Here is a 16,156-nt window from a genome sequence, read left to right as displayed (position 1 = left end):
CGTGGGCAGCGGACTCCCCGGTCCTGCCGTCCCCGTGCCCGAGGTGCGGGCTCACCGGCGCTCGGGCGCCGGGTCCCGGCCCGGGGCCCCGGCGGCGAGCTGGCCAAAGGCGTGCCGGCGGATCCAGGCGTGCATCGCGATCGCGGCGGCCGCGGCGGCATTCATCGACCGCGTGGACCCGTACTGCTCGATCGAGAGCACGGCATCGCACGCGGCGTGCGCGGCGTCGGTGAGGCCGGGGCCCTCCTGGCCGAAGAGGAGCATGCACGCCTCGGGCAGCTCAAAGGTCTCCAGCGGCACCGAGTCGGGGAAGTTGTCCACGCCGATGAGGCTCAGTCCGCGCTCGGCGCACCAGGCGGCGAGCGCAGCGGCGTCGGGGTGGTGGTGGATGTGCTGATAGCGGTCGGTGACCATGGCCCCGCGGCGGTTCCACCGCTTCCGGCCGACGATGTGGACGGCGGCGGCGTTGAAGGCATTGGCGGTGCGCACCACGGACCCGATGTTGAGGTCGTGCTGCCAGTTCTCCACGGCGACGTGGAACGAGTGGCGGGACCGGTCGAGGTCGGCGACGATCGCCTCGAGCGTCCAGTAGCGGTATCGGTCGACGACGTTGCGGCGGTCACCGGCGGCGAGCAGCTCCGGGTCCCAGTGGTCGCCTGCCGGCAGCGGGCCCTCCCACGGTCCGACGCCGACGGGCAGGCGCTCTGCTGAGCCCGCCTGCCCGTCGTCCTGGTGCTGCTCGGTCACCGAGCGCCCGGCTTCTTCCGCTTCGAGGCGGCCGAGGAGCCGGCTTTCCCGGACTTCCCGGCGGTACCCGGCTTCGCCGCGGACTTCCCGGTCGCGGTCTTCGCGGCCTTCGTCGCCGGAGCGGGCTTCCCGGTCGACTTCCCGGTCGACTTCGCGGTCGTGGCCGTGGACTCCTCCGCGGCATCCTCGTCCGGGTCGGAATCCTCGACGTCCGCGTCATCGAGGTCCGCGCCATCGACGTCCTCGGACCTGCCAGCGGTCGTCGACTTCCCGGACTTCCCGGACTTCGCGGACTTCGCGCCCGTGGCAGCTTTCGCGCCCTTCGACGACTTCGCGTCCTTCGTGCTCGTCTCCGCGGCGTCGTCGTCGCCGTCCTCGGTCTCGGCGCCCTTGCTCCGATCCCCCTTGACCTTCGCGGTCTTACCGGTGCGACCGGAGCCGCGCAGGAGGTTGCGGCGGTAGGCGGCGGAGGCGAGGGCGAACGCGATGAGTGCGGCGACGAGCACCGAGCCGAGCGCGATCAGACCCTCCCACCACTCGGCCTGGGAGGCGAAGTAGCGCAGCGGGGTCGCCACCGGAGCGGTGAACGGGATCCACGACATCCACTTGAGCGCCTCGAAGTTGTTGAGGAAGAACAGCGGCGCAAGCGCCCCGCCGAGCACGAGGATCACGGTGAGTCCTGCGCCCACCTGGCGGCCGCGGCGCTTGGCGGCGGTCGCGGCCCACAGGTACAGCGACAGGAACAGGAGGTGGGCGAGCAGGAACAGGCCGGCGAACCAGCCGAGTCCCGGCATCATCGACACCGCGAGCGAGGTGCGCGAGGCGATCGAGAGTCCGAGAAGGAGCACGCCGACGGCGATCGCGAGGTACCCCAGCGACAGCAGCGTGAGGCCGTACACCCGGCCCCAGGCCGCGGACTTCGCCGGGATGGTGGCGGCGATGATCTCCGCGATGCGGTTGCGCTTCTCCACCCGCATGTTCGAGTAGAGCAGCGCGCCGAGGGTCATCACCGAGGCGATGAGGAGGAACGCCAGGCCCCAGCCGAGCGCCTTCGCGGCCTCGGTGTTGACCGCCGGGGGCTCGAGGTAGGTCACCGGCATCTGCGGGGCGAACTTGTCGAGCACGGCGGTCGGCTCGCTGTTGAGCGCGACGATCGTGTCGTTGCCCTGGCCCGTCACGTCAGGGATGAGTGCGGCGTCGACCTCGCCGTTGCGCACCATCTCCTGGGCGACCTCGACGCTCTCCGCGTCGAGGACCGTCATGCCGAGCTGCTGTTCGAACAGCGGGGCCTGCTCACCGATCCCGACGACCGCGACCGCGGTGTCGGAGCCGTCGCTCGTCGAGTCCGCGTTGCCGAGCCCGATGACGAGGCCGGCGAGCACGGCGAGCCCGATGACGAGGGCGGTGACGTAGAACAGGGGGCTGCGCGAGGCCGTGGTCGTCTCCCGGTTGGAGACGAGCCAGGCCGCCTGGCGGCCGGTGAGATCGCGGAACTCGGAGACGAGGCCGGTGCGCGGCTCGGTCGCCGGGTCCTGCCGGTCCTCCCGCAGCTCGTAGGGCACCTCGTCGTCATCATCGATCGTCGCGACCTCGATCTCCTCGTCGGCCGCATCCGCGTCGAGATCGTCGTCGGCGAGTTCATCGTCATCGGGATCGTCGGTGGCGGGATCCTGCGGGTCGACGGCGTCGTCCTCGGTCGTCGTGGTCTCGTCCTCGACGAGGAATTCGTCGTCCTCGAGGTTCCCGAGGTCGGAGGACAGGTCGCGCTTCGGCCCGTTGGCGCCGGTGTCCTTGGGATTCGTCATCACACCTTCTCCTTGAACAGTTCGGCGAGGCTGGGCTCGACGGTGGTGAAGCCGCGCAGACCGCTCAGTCCGGTGACGGCGGCCCCGGCGGCGTCGACGTCGCTCGCCTCGAAGGCGACGGAATCACCCGTGCGGGCGGCGGCGGCGACGCCCGGGCTCGCGGCGAGGTGCGCCTCGGCGGCGGTGGCCGAGGCTTCGTCGGCGAAATCGGCGCGGTAGCTGCGGTGGTCGGCGCGGAGCTCGGCCAGGGTGCCCTCACCGGCGATCGTGCCGTGCGAGAGCACGATGATGTCGTCCGCGGCGGCCTGGGTCAGCTCCCAGCTGTCGGAGGTGAATACGATCGGCACACCGGAGTCGGCGTGGTCGCGCAGGAGCTCGAACACCTTCTCCGAGCTCGCGGCGTCGAGTCCGTCGAACGGCTCGTCGAGGACGACGACGTCCGGGTCGGCGGCGAGGATCGCGGCGATGTCGACGCGCGCGACCTCGGTGCCGGAGAGATGCGACAGCGGCGCATAGGCGCGGTCGGACAGATCGAGGCGGGAGAGCAGGGTGACGGCGTTGCGCTCGGCCGCGCCCATGGTCATCCCGTGGAGGCGGGCGAAGAAGACGATCTGCTCGAGCACCTTCATGTTCGGGTAGCCGCCGCGCTCGCTGGGCAGGTAGCCGAAGTTCTGGCGGTCGCCGAACCCGAGCTCGTGGCCCTCGAGGGTGATGGTCCCGGAGTCCGGTTCGATGAGGCCCATGATGATGCGGGTGAGCTCGGTCTTGCCGGAGCCGCGGGGGCCGACGACGCCGGTGATCCGGCGGGCCTTCGCGGTGAATGACACGTCCTTGAGCCAGGTCTTGCGACCCGACTTGAGCGTGATTCCTGTGAGTGTGAGCACTGATCGTCCTTCTGTTCCGCCAGGGGTGCGCACGCGTCAGACCGATGGGTGCGCAGAGACAAGTGTGTCCCGAGGGTGGGCCATGCCACAAACCGAGGGGCGGCCCGGCGTTCGTTATCCGGACAATTCCCAGTCGCCGCGCGGGGTGTGCCGGGGTGCCGAGGAGGCCCTGGGGCGCCCCGCAGCTTCGCCGGGGCCTGGGGGCTGGAATCGGGGGCCGGCCGGGGCGTGGAGCGGATCTAGTCGAGGCCGAGGTCCGCGGTGGTGAGGGCGGTGAGGTAGGGCAGGCCGGCCGCCTCGACCCGCTGCTTCGCTCCGGTGTTGCGATCCATCACGACGGCGACCGCGACGACCTCGGCCCCGGCTTCGCGCAGCGCCTCGACGGCGGTGAGCACGGAGCCGCCCGTGGTCGAGGTGTCCTCGACGGCGATGACTCGGCGCCCGGCGACATCGGGGCCCTCGACGCGCCGGCCCATGCCGTGGGCCTTGGCCTCCTTGCGGACGACGAAGGTGTCGAGCGGGGTGCCGCGCACCACGGAGCGGTGCATGACCGCGGTGCCGACCGGGTCCGCTCCCATGGTCAGGCCGCCGACCGCGTCGACGCGGTCGAGGTAGCCCTCGCGCTCGAGCAGGTCGAGCACGACGTCGCCGATGAGCGGGGCGGACCGGTGGTCGAGTGTGACCCTGCGCAGATCGAGGTAGTAGTCGGCCTCCTTGCCGGAGGACAGCGTGACGCGGCCGCGGACCACGGCGAGTTCGTCGATGAGGGCGAGGAGCTGGGTGCGCGCATCCGCGGCAGAGGTCTCAGACATGGCCCCAGTCTACGGCGACGGGGCGCCGGTGCCGGAGTGGTGAATACAGAAGTCCCGGGGCGCGGAGACCGCGACATCCCGGGACTTCTGCAGCACTCCCCTCGAGTACCCGGACGCATCCCCATACGTCCGTTTCATTCGTCCGATCCCCACCGGACGAATGGTTCCATTTGACCACAGGATTCCGACGGCTGTAAACCGGGCGTTCACTTTGCTCGATTACTCTCAGTCTTCTCACAAAAAGCATAGACAAGCGCGAATTCGTGCGGGTCACAGGCATCACCCGGGCGCTCCGGGCGTCGGCGCAGGTCAGACCTACTGTGGAGTAGAGCCGCCGCTACTCGCGAGTACTGTCAGATGTCCACACCTCGTCACTGCGCCCGGGCACGCCGCGCCGCCCGATCGGACTCGGACGGCCCCCGCAGCGGGTGCGGCCCGTTCAGGAGTGCGGTCCGGGCCGGGCCGGGCGGCGCAGACGGCGGAATCGGAATCCATTGCTCAGGCCTCGCAGCAGCGGCCGAGGCACGGCCTGCGCGAGGAGGTAGGCGAGCTTGTACTGCAGGCCCGGCACGGACACCGCCTTCCCGGCGCGCGCATCCGCCAGCCCCTCCCGGGCGACCTGGTGCGCTGCGACCCAGGCGATGGCCGGCATCGTCGACATGTCCACGCGCATCCGGTCGTGGAACTCCGTGCGCACGAACCCGGGCAGCACCGCGGTCGCCGTGACCGGGGTGTCGGCGAGCTCCGCGGCGAGGTTCTCGGTGAATACGAGGGCGGCGGACTTCGCTGCGGCGTAGGCACCCATGGTGGTGAGAGCGGCCATCGACACGACGTTGACGATCCCGCCGCGACCCCGTTCGATCATCCGGTGAGCGGCGTGCCAGGAGATCTGCTGGACGGCGGAGTTGAGCACCCGGTCGAGCGCGACGAGGTCTGCGGGGCCCGTGCGGAGCACCGAGTGCTTGAGCCCGTAGCCGGCATTGTTGACCACGACGTCGACCCGTTCGCGGTCGAGGAAGCCGGTGACGGTACGGATCCCCGATTCGGCGGCGAGGTCTGCGGTGAGCACTCGCACCGGGACGCCGTACTCGTCCTCGAGCACCTCGGCGGTCTCCTCCAGCCGGGCGAGAGTGCGGGCGACGAGCACCAGGTGATAGCCGTCGGCCGCGAGCGCCCGCGCGAACTCCAGCCCGATCCCGCTCGTGGCCCCGGTGACGAGGGCGACGGGCACGGGGCCCTCCGGGGCATGCGCGGCGCGGCCGGGGTGGGAGACGGCGTCGGAGGTGCGGGAGTGGGGCGAACGGTCCATGGGATCACCCTACGGCGGGCCGCTGACGCGGCGCCCGCGAAACTCCGGCCTCGCTCCGGGCCGGAACGCCCGGGGCTCGACCCTGATCCCCAGGCAGTGCGCTCCGGGTCCGGCCCGTTCCGGTGTCCATGCGCTCAGGCCCCGGCCCCGTGTCCGAGGCGTCGAATACAGTGGGGGCATGCGAATCGCGACGTGGAATGTGAACTCGATCCGGGCCCGGGCGGAGCGGATCGGAGCATGGCTCGACCGCTCGGACGCGGACGTGCTGGCGATCCAGGAGCTCAAGTGCCGCGACGACCAGTTCCCCGCCCAGGTCTTCTCCGAGCGCGGCTACGAGGTCGCCTTCCACGGGCTCAACCAGTGGAACGGCGTCGCCATCGCCAGCCGGGTGGGGCTCGCGGATGTCGAGATCGGCTTCCCCGACGTCCCGGGCTTCGGCGACCAGGACGATGTCGAGGCCCGCGCGATCAGCGCCGACTGCGGCGGGGTGCGGGTCCACTCGCTCTACGTGCCGAACGGCCGCGAACTCGACCACCCGCACTACACCTACAAGCTCGCCTGGCTCGAGGCGCTCCGCGCGGAGGTCTCCCGGACGCTCGCCGCGGACGCCGGCACCCGGCTGGTGCTGTGCGGGGACTTCAATGTCGCACCGGAGGACGACGACGTCTGGGACATGGCCGAGTTCGACGGCGCCACCCACGTCTCGGAGCCGGAGCGCACGGCGTTCGCCGCGCTCCTCGACGCCGGCCTCACGGACGTCGCCCGACCCTTCACCCCGGGACCGGGCGTCTACACGTTCTGGGACTACCAGAAGCTGCGGTTCCCCAAGAAGCAGGGGATGCGCATCGACTTCCAGCTCGCCTCGCCGGCTCTGGCCGAGCGGGCCGAGGATGCGTTCGTCGACCGCGAGGAGCGCAAGGGCAAGGGTGCCTCCGACCACGCACCGGTGGTCGTCGACTACAGCGGCTGAGGCGCAGGCGTCCTCCGAATCGCCCTGATCTGACCCCTCATCCGACAAACTTAAAAATTCTGGCCGCGTTTCTTATAAGATCATCCAGTGGACCCTGCCAGATTTGTAAGTTCCGTGTTCGGCACCGTCATCACCGACCCCCTGCTCGCGTGGGACCACCCGTTCTTCAGACCGGCGCCGATTCCGCGTTCGATATCTCTGCGACAGGAGACCAATGATGCACTCTCCCGCGCGAGCCTGGCACTGGGGAAGCTCGGGGGAGCGAGTCTGATCGTTCCGGACCCTTCGCTCTTCCTGGCCCCGTCGATGGCACAGGAAGCCGTGTCGAGCTCTCGAATCGAGGGAACCCAGGCTTCGCTCAGTGATGTTCTCTCTGCTGAAGCGATATCCGATTCGTCTGCAGTGGATCCGGACCTCCAGGAAGTCCAGAACTATCTGGCTGCGATGAGGCTCGGTGTCGAGCTCCTGCCCGATCTGCCACTGACGCAACGCTTCATCAATCGACTGCATGAAGTGCTGATGACAGGCGTTCGCGGGGAAGAGAAGAGTCCCGGGGAGGCTCGCCGATCGCCGGTCTGGATCGGGGCAGCAGACGCCACTCCCCGAACAGCCGCTTTCATTCCGCCCCACAATGAGTATCTGCCCGAAGCCCTGACCGACTGGGAACGATTCGCCAATGGCGACCACGCCATGGCGCCCGTCCTCAAGAGCGCGCTTCTCCACTACCAGTTCGAGACCATTCACCCGTATCTCGATGGAAATGGCCGCATCGGCCGATTGCTCATACTCTTCGGCTTCATCAGCGACGGGATCCTGCCTCATCCCACTCTCAACGTGTCCGGATACTTCGAAGCCCACCGACGCGAGTACTACGACCGGCTCCAGGCGGTGAGAGAACGCGGTGAGATCGACGAATGGGTGCAGTTCTTCGCCCGGGCAATCGAAGTGCGCTCCGACGCGTCATCCCGCAGACTGCAGCACTTGATCTCCACACGGGAGCGGTATCGAGAAGCTGTCACGCGCAGGAACGAAAGGACTGCATTGACGCATCTCGTCGAAATCATCTTCCGCAACCCCCTGGTCACCGTGGAGAGCGTGAGGCGGGAGCTCAACGTCAGCCAACCGACCGCGTCGACGGCCATCAGAGCAGCCGAGGCCGAAGGGTGGCTGAGATCCGAAGGCAGATGGGGCCGTGGCGGAAAGGAACGATGGGTAGCCCCTGAGATCTGGGACGCCATCAGTGGAGACGAATGATCGCAGGAACGGAATCGGCGCACTGGTGAGTCGCGCTCTCCGTCAACCGTCGACTACAGCGACTGAGGCGCAGGGGGGGGGGCAACCCGTGTTGCAGTTCCGCCATACTCCCGCTCGGGCGCTGGTAGGCGGCGGGAACCGTGACCTAGTGTGGACGCCATGAGCTATCCCAACGATCCCTATCGGCGCCCGAATCCCCCGCAGGTCACCCCCCGGCCGCAGACGGGCCAGGGACATGGGGCTCCTCCCGGCACGGGCAGCGGTCAACCGGGCGGCCCGTTCGCCGGACAGCCGGGCGGTCAGCAGCAGCCCGGTCCGGGCGCCGACGGATACCCCGGCGGCCCGCAGCGCCCGAGCGGTCCCGGTGGACCCGGCCCCTCCGGAGCACCGGGACATCCGGGTGCAAGTGGTCCCGGCCGTCCCGGCGCACCCGGGCCCCAGCACCCCGGCACTGCACACCCCGGCAACGCGCAGCCCGGCTATCCGGGCGCCCCGCAGAGCGGCGGACCCGGGAGCACCGGAGGTCCAGGAGGCCCCGGCGGCTACCCGGGGGCATCTCCGGCATCCGGCTACCCGGGAGCGTCCCCGGCCTCGGGCTACCCCGGTTCGCCGAGCGGACCGGGCCACCCGGGCGCACCGGGATATCCGGGCGGGCCCGGCGGCCCCCCGCCCAAGAAGAAGCGCACCGGGCTCTTCATCGGCCTGGGCGTCGGCGTGTTCCTCGTGCTCGCGCTCATCGTCGGCGGCGGCCTGTGGGCCGGGAGCACAATCCTCAACAAAGGCGAGCCCGAGCCCTCCGAGTCGGCCGTCGCCGAGCCCACGCAGGATCCCACCGGGGAACCCACGCAGGAGCCGACCCAGGATGCCGCGGGCGAACCCGACCTGGCCGTGGGCGACTGCATCGCCAATCCGGACGTCACCACCGCCCTGCAGACCGTCGAATGCGATCAGCCGCACTTCGCGCAGGTGTACGCCCAGCAGGAGATCGATGGCGACACGTACCCGGGCACGAGCACGCTGACGGCGGACGCGCAGGCTTTCTGCGAATCCGGCACTGCCGGAGCACTCGATCCGGCGAAGCTCAGCTCCGATTTCGCCGCGAGCTACGTCATCCCGACCGCGGAGACCTGGGGCCAGAACGACCGCCACATCCACTGCCTTGTCCACCGGGCGGACAAGGGCGACTTCACCGAGAACCTGCTTCCCAGCTCCTGAGGCACGTCGCGTGCACCTGCCCGAGGCGCACGCACCTGCACGCGCTGCGCCCCGGAGCAGGAGTTCTCGCACGCATGAAGCGTCCCCGCTGTGATGTCACAGCGGGGACGCTTGATCTCACGGTCGTCCGATCCGTGCACTCCGGCGGCGCGACGCGGGCGTCCCGACGGGGACGCCGCCGCGCGGGGCACCGGGGCGACCGGTCACACCGGGGCGATGACCAGCCCACCGGAGGCATCGGCCGCGGTGTCCTCCGGACGGTCCACCCGCACGGTGTCGCCGTCGTGGATGACGCCGCCGAGGATCTCCTTGGCCAGCCGGTCCCCGATCTCGCGCTGCACGAGGCGGCGCAGCGGCCGGGCGCCGTAGGCGGGATCGTAGCCCTCGATCGCCAGCCATTCGGAGGCGGCCGGGGTGATCTCGAGCGTGAGCCGGCGCTCCGCCAGGCGCTCCTGCATCGCCGCGATCTGCAGATCGACGATCCGGCTGAGATCCTCCATGGACAGCGGCTCGAACATCACGATGTCGTCGAGCCGGTTGAGGAACTCGGGCTTGAACGCCTGGTGCACCACGTTCATCACCGCGGCCTCGCGGGCCTGCTGGTCGAGCGACTGATCGATGAGGAACTGCGAGCCGAGGTTCGAGGTGAGGATGAGGATGGTGTTCCGGAAGTCCACCGTCCGCCCCTGCCCATCGGTCAGCCGGCCGTCATCGAGCACCTGGAGCAGGATGTCGAACACGTCCGGGTGCGCCTTCTCCACCTCGTCGAGCAGCACCACCGAATAGGGCCGGCGCCGGATCGCCTCGGTGAGCTGGCCGCCGGTCTCGTAGCCGACGTATCCGGGAGGCGCGCCGACGAGGCGCGACACCGAGTGCTTCTCCCCGTACTCGCTCATGTCGATGCGCACGAGCGCGCGCTCGTCGTCGAACAGGAAGTCCGCGAGCGACTTCGCGAGCTCGGTCTTGCCCACGCCGGTGGGCCCGAGGAACAGGAAGCTGCCGGTCGGCCGGTCCGGGTCGGACACGCCGGCCCGCGAGCGCCGGATCGCATCCGACACCGAGGCGACGGCCGCCTGCTGGCCGATGAGTCGCTGTCCGATGATCTCCTCGGCGCGGAGCAGCTTGTCGCGCTCGCCCTCGAGGAGCCGGCCGGCGGGGATGCCGGTCCAGGCGGCGACCACCTCGGCGATGTCGTCGGCGGTGACCTGGTCGCCGACCATCGGGCGGGCGGTGCCGGTCCCGGACTCCTTCTCCTCCGCCTCGGCGGCGGCGATCTCCTTCTCGACAGCCGGGATCTCGCCGTAGAGCAGGCGCGAGGCGGTCTCCAGGTCGGTGTCGCGGCGGGCGATCTCCGCCTGCGAGCGGAGGTCGTCGAGCTTCTGCTTGAGCTCGCCCACCCGGTTGAGCCCGGCACGCTGGGTCTCCCAGGTGGCATTGAGCCCGGCGAGCTCCTCCTGCTTGTTCGCGAGGTCCTCGCGGAGCACCGCGAGCCGTTCGACGGAGGCCGCGTCGCTCTCGTGCGAGAGCGCCATCTCCTCCATCTTGAGCCGGTCGACGGCGCGGGTGAGCTCATCGATCTCGATCGGCGCGGAGTCGATCTCCATCCGCAGGCGGGAGGCCGCCTCGTCGACGAGGTCGATCGCCTTGTCCGGCAGCTGCCGGCCGGCGATGTACCGGTTGGACAGCGCAGCGGCGGCGACGAGCGCGGAATCCGCGATCGTCACCTTGTGGTGCGCCTCGTAGCGCTCCTTGAGGCCGCGGAGGATCGCGATCGAGTCCTCGACGCTCGGCTCGCCGACGAACACCTGCTGGAACCGCCGCTCGAGCGCGGGGTCCTTCTCGATGTTCTCGCGGTACTCGTCGAGCGTGGTCGCGCCGACGAGCCGCAGCTCACCGCGGGCGAGCATCGGCTTGAGCATGTTGCCCGCATCCATCGCGGAATCGCCGGTCGCACCGGCGCCGACGACGGTGTGGATCTCGTCGATGAACGTCACGACCTGGCCGTCGGAGCCCTTGATCTCCTCGAGCACGGCCTTGAGGCGCTCCTCGAACTCGCCGCGGTACTTCGCACCGGCGACCATGCCCGCCATGTCGAGGCTGATGAGCGTCTTGTTGCGGAGCGATTCGGGAACGTCGCCGGCGACGATGCGCTGGGCGAGGCCCTCGACGACGGCGGTCTTGCCGACGCCGGGCTCGCCGATGAGCACCGGGTTGTTCTTGGTCCGGCGCGACAGCACCTGGACCACCCGGCGGATCTCCGAGTCGCGGCCGATCACCGGGTCGAGCTTGCCCTCACGGGCAGCCGCGGTGAGGTCGACGCCGTACTTCTCGAGCGCCTGGAAGGTGTCCTCCGGGTTCTCGCTCGTGACCTTGCGCCCGCCGCGCACCTCGGGCAGGGCGGCGAGCAGTCCGTCGCGGGAGACGCCGTTGCGGACGAGCAGCCTGCCGGCCTCCCCGGTGTCCGCGGCAGCGGCGATGAGGAGGTGCTCGGTGGAGACGTACTGGTCGCCGAGCGCGGACATCTCCTTCTCCGCGTTGTTGACGAGCTGGAGGCCGGCACGGGACAGGCTCGGCTGCGCCTGGTTGGTGCCGGAGATGCTCGGGAGCGTGGCGAGCAGCGTCTTCGCCTCGCTCTGCACGGCCAGGGCATCGGCGCCGAGGTGCTCGAGGAGGGCGGAGGCGATGCTGTCCGGCTGGGACAGCAGGGCGAACAGGATGTGGGCGGGCTCGACCTGGGAGTTGCCCCGTTCGACGGCGTCCTTGACCGCCGCCGACAGGGCCTCCTGTGACTTCGTGGTGAACTGGGATTCCATGGGTGTTCCTTTCGAATTCTGGCTTCTCAAAGGTCAACAGCACCAGAGTTGAGTCTATTCCACTCAAGGTGGCTTCCCTCAAGTCCGATCTCGCTGTGCGGGTCCGCCTCTCCTCCGGATTTCACCGGCGCGCACGCGCAGGTCAAAGGCTCAGCGCGGCGCGGCCGCGGCGGCCACCGCGATGAGCGCGGCGGCGGCCGGGGGCGGCTGCGGGCCGCGCCACACCGCGCGGATCTCCCGGGTGAGGTCGAGACCGGTCACGGGGATCGCGATGAGGTCGCCGCGCTGCAGGGGCCCGGCGATGACGAGCTCGCTGAGCACCGCCGGATCCGCTCCGGCGGACACACTGGCGAGCACTGCCGCGTTGCTCCCGGATTCGAGCGCCGGCGGCACCGGCCGGTAGGGGGCGAGCGCCTCGTCGAGGGTGACCCGGGTGCCGGAGCCGGGCTCGCGCACGACGAGCGGCGTCGCGGCGAGCTCCTCCGGCGCCAGCCCGTGTCGCCGGGCCGCCCAAGGGTGCCCGGGCGCCACGACGACGACCAGCCGGTCGCGCGCCACGGTGCGCGTGCGCAGCGTCGGGTGCAGGTGCGGGGTCTCGACGAACCCGAGGTCGCAGTCGCCGGCGGCGACGAGGTCGAACACGTGCGAGGAGTTGTGCACCCGCAGGCGCACCTCGGCATCGGGGATCTCGCGCCGGAGCTCGGCGAGCCATCCGGGCACGAGGTGCTCCGCGACGGTCATGCTCGCAGCCACGTCGAGGTGAGCGGTGTGCTGTGCGGCGAGCGCCTCGGCGACGGAGCTGAACTCACGGGCGGCGTCGAGCACGCGCCGGGCCCAGTCGACGACGACCGCACCCTCCTCGCTCACCCGTGAACCGGACGGGTGGCGGACGAGCAGGTCGACGCCGAGCTGCTTCTCGAGCGCCCGCATCGCGCGGCTCGCGTTCGGCTGGGCCATCCCGACGGCGCGCGCCCCGGCGCCCAGTCCCCCGCGTTCGCTCACGGCGGTGAGGAGCTCGAGGACGGCGAGGTCGGGCCAGCGGGCAGTCATATCACTATGATATGTCCGGATGCGGGATCGGGGTCTACCGGCGCTCCGGCGCGGGGCGCAGGCTGGAACGCATGCCCTCCGACCCGACGACGCTCCCGCGCAGCAGCGCTCGCATCGCGCGACTGCGGGAACTCGCACCGGGTGCGGGGCTCGCCGCCCTCGGCGCCGCGGCGGCCGTCGGCATCGGTGCGCTCCTTCCCACCGTGAGCGCCCTGCTCGTCGCGATCGTCCTCGGCATGCTCGTCCGCAACCTCGCGACCCTGCCGCCGCGCGTCGAGCCCGGCCTGAACTTCGCCGCCAAGCACGTGCTCCGCGCGGGCATCGTGCTGCTCGGCCTGCAGCTCGTCCTCGGCGACATCCTGGGCCTGGGCACCGGGGTCGTCCTCACCGTCGTCGCGGTGGTGGCCGTCGGGTTCGCAGCGACACTGCTCGCCGGGCGGCTGCTCCGGCTGTCGTCGACGCAGACGCTGCTCATCGCCTCCGGGTTCTCGATCTGCGGGGCCGCCGCCGTCGCCGCGGTCGACGGGGTGATCCGCACCGAGGACGAGGAGGAGGTCGTCACCGCAGTCGCGCTCGTCGTGGTGTTCGGCACCCTGATGATCCCCGCACTCCCGCTCGCCGCCGCCGCGCTCGGGCTCACCGAGGCGCAGACGGGGCTGTGGGCCGGCGCCTCCGTCCACGAGGTCGCGCAGGTCGTGGCGATCGGCGGGAGCCTGGGGGCTGCGGCGCTCAGCGCCGCTGTGCTCGTCAAGCTCGCCCGGGTACTCCTGCTCGCACCGGTGATGATGATCATCGCCGTCCGGCAGCGCCGGGTGATCCTCGCCGCGCGCACCTCGGAGGCGACGCGCACCTCGGACGCCGGCACGGATGACGCGCCGTCGCTGCCGCCCCTCGTGCCCCTGTTCGTCCTCGGCTTCCTCGCGATGGTCGCGCTGCGCTCCACCGGGATCGTCCCGCTGCTCGTCGTCGATGCGGCGGCGATCGCGCAGACGGCGCTGCTCGCAGCGGCGATGTTCGCACTCGGCACCGGGGTCCGGCTGTCCATCGTGAAGCGGGTGGGGGCGCGCCCGTTCGCACTCGCCGCGCTCTCCACCCTCGCCGTCGCGGCCACCGGGCTCACCGGGGTGCTGCTCGCCGCGTGATGCCACCGGGCCGAACGGCACGGCCACCGCAGCCGGCCCGTCCGGGCGCACTGTTCAGGTGCCGATGAACTCCCAGTTCTCCTGGCAGGTGATGCCGATGATGCTCGGACCCGAGCGCATCTCGTCGAGCTGCGAGGGCACCTCGGTGTCCTGCGTGCGGCCGAGCTCCGTGCCTTCGCCGAGGTCGCCGGTGATCTCCTCGACGATGCAGGCGTCGAAGTAGGGCTCGTCGGAGTTCACCGCGAGCTCGAACACGCCTCCGGGGCCGGCGTGGAGGAAGTGGCCGGAGCCGAAGCCGGACTCGGGCACGAGCATCATGTCGCCGATCGGCTCGAACCGGATCTCCCAGTCGGCGTCGCCGGTGACGGTGATCGTCGACCAATCGACCGACACCCCGCCGATGTAGGTGTCCGAGGTGCCCGTCCCGTCGGCGCCGAGCAGCCAGCCCTGGCGACCGGACTCGTCGGCCTCGACCATCTGGAAGGTGCCCTCGCTCATGATCTCGTAGGTCACGACGGCCGGGCCGGTGACGTCGGCGGGGACATCGAAGTGGTCGGGGCCGGAGCCGGAGACGGTCTGCGGCTCGAAGGTGCCGTAGTTGGCGTCCGCCCAGTCGCGCGCATCCTGCTCGTCGGCGGCGGCGACGTCGATGAGCGAGGGACCGTAGTCCGGGCGCTCGGGCGCCTCCTCCTCGCCTGGATCCGGCGGCGGCACGGGCGCCTCCGTGGGCGGGGCGGAGGCCGCGGCCGGGTCCGAGGCGGAGGACGACTCCGCGGTCGGGCCAGCCACGGGCTCGTCCCCGATGGTGGCGCCGAAGCCGAACCAGATCACCCCGGCGACGAGCGCGAGGACGAGGACGCCGGCTCCCAGGGCCAGGCCGATGATGAGGCCGACCGGCTTCCCGCGCCGCGGCATCGTGCTCGGCCCGACCGGCGGGCCGGGGAGGATCGGGGCGCGGGGGTGGTGCGGGGCGCCAGGGTGCGGACCGCCCGCGGACCGCGCGCCGTCGTCGTACGGAGCGGCGCCGTCGTACGACGGGGTGCCGTTCCAGTGGGGCGGCCGGCCGGGCGGTGGGGGCGGTGTGCTCATCGTGGGACTCCGGGATGGGGGCGGCCCGCCGCCGTGCGCGGCAGGCGTGACCTGGACGAATACTCGTCATCGTAGTCGCCGTCCGGCGCCCGGACCGGCCCGGGATGTGCCAGGTCCGGGACATCCGTTCCCGGCTCCGCCACACCGGCCGCCGCGTTCGGATCGCGGTCGCGCGGGACCCGTGTCCACGCCATCGGGCACACTGGGGACATGAGCGAAGACACCGTACTCCTCACCGTCGAGGACACCGTAGCCACCGTCACCCTCAACCATCCGGCGACCCGCAATGCGCTCTCCCTCGAGCTCATGCGCGCCCTCATCTCCACCTTCCGCGAGCTCGGCGGGCGCCCCGACGTCCACGCGATCGTGCTCGCCGCCGCCGGCCACGTGTTCTCCTCCGGCCACGACCTCAAGGAGGTGAGTGCGGCGGACCACGCCGGGCAGCAGGAGATCTTCGACACCTGCTCCGAGCTCATGCTCCTCATCCAGGAGATCCCGCAGCCGGTGATCGCCCGGGTACAGGGCGTCGCGACCGCCGCCGGGTGCCAGCTCGTCGCCACCTGCGATCTCGCCGTCGCCTCGCGTGAGGCGCGGTTCGGCACCCCGGGCGTGCGGATCGGGCTGTTCTGCTCGACCCCGATGGTCGCGCTCAGCCGCGCCGTCGACCGCAAGACGGCCATGCGCATGCTCCTCACCGGCGACATGCTCAGCGCCGAGCAGGCGCTCGCCCGCGGCCTCGTCTCCGACGTCGCGGACGCCGCGGAGCTCGAATCGGCCGCCGCCGCGCTCGCCGCCCAGGTCGCCCAGGCGTCCTCGGCCACCGTGGCGATCGGCAAGCGGGCGTTCTACGAGCAGATCCACCTCCCCACCGCGGAGGCCTATGCGCGGATGAGCACGGTCATGGCCGACAACGCGGTCATGCCCGATGCCCGGGAGGGGATCGACGCCTTCCTCACCAAGCGCGAACCGCAGTGGCAGCACCGGCAGTGAGCCGCCCGACCCGTCGGGTCCGAGCGGCTGCCCGGGCCCCGCACGCGCACCGCACCGGCGCCGCGTGTGCACCGCA

At 71.0% G+C, this 16,156-nt stretch carries 13 protein-coding genes; 5 read left to right on the top strand and 8 right to left on the bottom strand.

Annotated elements, in window-relative coordinates; all coding sequences use genetic code 11:
- Nucleotides 1-51 precede the first annotated feature (51 nt).
- The 5 genes from ABD883_RS01880 to ABD883_RS01860 form a co-directional block, all read right to left on the bottom strand.
- A complete protein-coding gene (locus tag ABD883_RS01880) occupies nucleotides 52-747 on the bottom strand; it encodes a TrmH family RNA methyltransferase (protein WP_137318734.1) in 696 nt (231 codons plus the stop codon).
- Complete coding sequence (locus ABD883_RS01875) at nucleotides 744-2,552, bottom strand: ABC transporter permease (RefSeq protein WP_345029369.1); 1,809 nt, start codon at nucleotides 2,550-2,552, stop codon at nucleotides 744-746. Before ABD883_RS01875 ends, ABD883_RS01880 begins: the two co-directional genes overlap by 4 nt.
- Nucleotides 2,552-3,436: an ABC transporter ATP-binding protein gene (locus tag ABD883_RS01870; RefSeq protein ID WP_345029367.1), complete on the bottom strand. Its 885-nt coding sequence runs from the start codon at nucleotides 3,434-3,436 to the stop codon at nucleotides 2,552-2,554. The genes ABD883_RS01875 and ABD883_RS01870 overlap by 1 nt, the downstream gene beginning before the upstream one ends.
- Before the next feature lie 239 nt (nucleotides 3,437-3,675).
- Nucleotides 3,676-4,248, bottom strand: a complete 573-nt coding sequence (gene pyrE, locus ABD883_RS01865) for an orotate phosphoribosyltransferase (RefSeq protein ID WP_137318731.1) — start codon at nucleotides 4,246-4,248, stop codon at nucleotides 3,676-3,678.
- A gap of 439 nt (nucleotides 4,249-4,687) precedes the next feature.
- On the bottom strand, nucleotides 4,688-5,557 hold the full coding sequence (locus tag ABD883_RS01860; protein WP_137318730.1) for an SDR family NAD(P)-dependent oxidoreductase: 870 nt from the start codon (nucleotides 5,555-5,557) through the stop codon (nucleotides 4,688-4,690).
- Nucleotides 5,558-5,735: 178 nt separating this feature from the next.
- Here ABD883_RS01860 and ABD883_RS01855 point away from each other — a divergent pair, with 178 nt between their 5' ends.
- The 3 genes from ABD883_RS01855 to ABD883_RS01845 all read left to right on the top strand — a co-directional run bounded on the left by ABD883_RS01855 (nucleotide 5,736) and on the right by ABD883_RS01845 (nucleotide 8,996).
- Nucleotides 5,736-6,527: an exodeoxyribonuclease III gene (locus ABD883_RS01855; RefSeq protein WP_137318729.1), complete on the top strand. Its 792-nt coding sequence runs from the start codon at nucleotides 5,736-5,738 to the stop codon at nucleotides 6,525-6,527.
- A 114-nt stretch (nucleotides 6,528-6,641) separates the two neighbouring features.
- Complete coding sequence (locus ABD883_RS01850; RefSeq protein WP_175406868.1) at nucleotides 6,642-7,781, top strand: Fic family protein; 1,140 nt, start codon at nucleotides 6,642-6,644, stop codon at nucleotides 7,779-7,781.
- A 159-nt stretch (nucleotides 7,782-7,940) separates the two neighbouring features.
- Nucleotides 7,941-8,996, top strand: a complete 1,056-nt coding sequence (locus ABD883_RS01845; RefSeq protein ID WP_345029363.1) for a septum formation family protein — start codon at nucleotides 7,941-7,943, stop codon at nucleotides 8,994-8,996.
- 203 nt (nucleotides 8,997-9,199) lie between these two features.
- On the opposite strand, the gene clpB is transcribed toward ABD883_RS01845, so the two are convergent.
- Nucleotides 9,200-11,809 (bottom strand): ATP-dependent chaperone ClpB, encoded by a 2,610-nt coding sequence (clpB, locus tag ABD883_RS01840; RefSeq protein WP_137318726.1) that lies wholly within the window; start codon nucleotides 11,807-11,809, stop codon nucleotides 9,200-9,202.
- Nucleotides 11,810-11,959: 150 nt separating this feature from the next.
- Entirely contained in the window at nucleotides 11,960-12,859 is a 900-nt protein-coding gene (locus ABD883_RS01835) for a LysR family transcriptional regulator (RefSeq protein WP_137318725.1), read from the bottom strand.
- Between the two features lie 71 nt (nucleotides 12,860-12,930).
- On the opposite strand from ABD883_RS01835, the gene ABD883_RS01830 reads away from it, so the two are divergent.
- Nucleotides 12,931-14,001 (top strand): YeiH family protein, encoded by a 1,071-nt coding sequence (locus ABD883_RS01830; RefSeq protein WP_137318724.1) that lies wholly within the window; start codon nucleotides 12,931-12,933, stop codon nucleotides 13,999-14,001.
- 54 nt (nucleotides 14,002-14,055) lie between these two features.
- Here the strand turns inward: ABD883_RS01830 and ABD883_RS01825 are convergent, their stop codons facing one another.
- Complete coding sequence (locus tag ABD883_RS01825) at nucleotides 14,056-15,090, bottom strand: hypothetical protein (RefSeq protein ID WP_345029360.1); 1,035 nt, start codon at nucleotides 15,088-15,090, stop codon at nucleotides 14,056-14,058.
- A gap of 210 nt (nucleotides 15,091-15,300) precedes the next feature.
- Here ABD883_RS01825 and ABD883_RS01820 point away from each other — a divergent pair, with 210 nt between their 5' ends.
- Entirely contained in the window at nucleotides 15,301-16,080 is a 780-nt protein-coding gene (locus ABD883_RS01820) for an enoyl-CoA hydratase (protein ID WP_295689965.1), read from the top strand.
- The last annotated feature ends 76 nt before the right edge of the window (nucleotides 16,081-16,156 follow it).

It is taken from the genome of Brevibacterium pityocampae, assembly GCF_039541555.1.
Lineage (GTDB): Bacteria > Actinomycetota > Actinomycetes > Actinomycetales > Brevibacteriaceae > Brevibacterium > Brevibacterium pityocampae.
The sequence above is the reverse complement of the archived record's forward strand: the minus strand, read 5'-3'. Positions and strand labels throughout refer to the sequence as shown.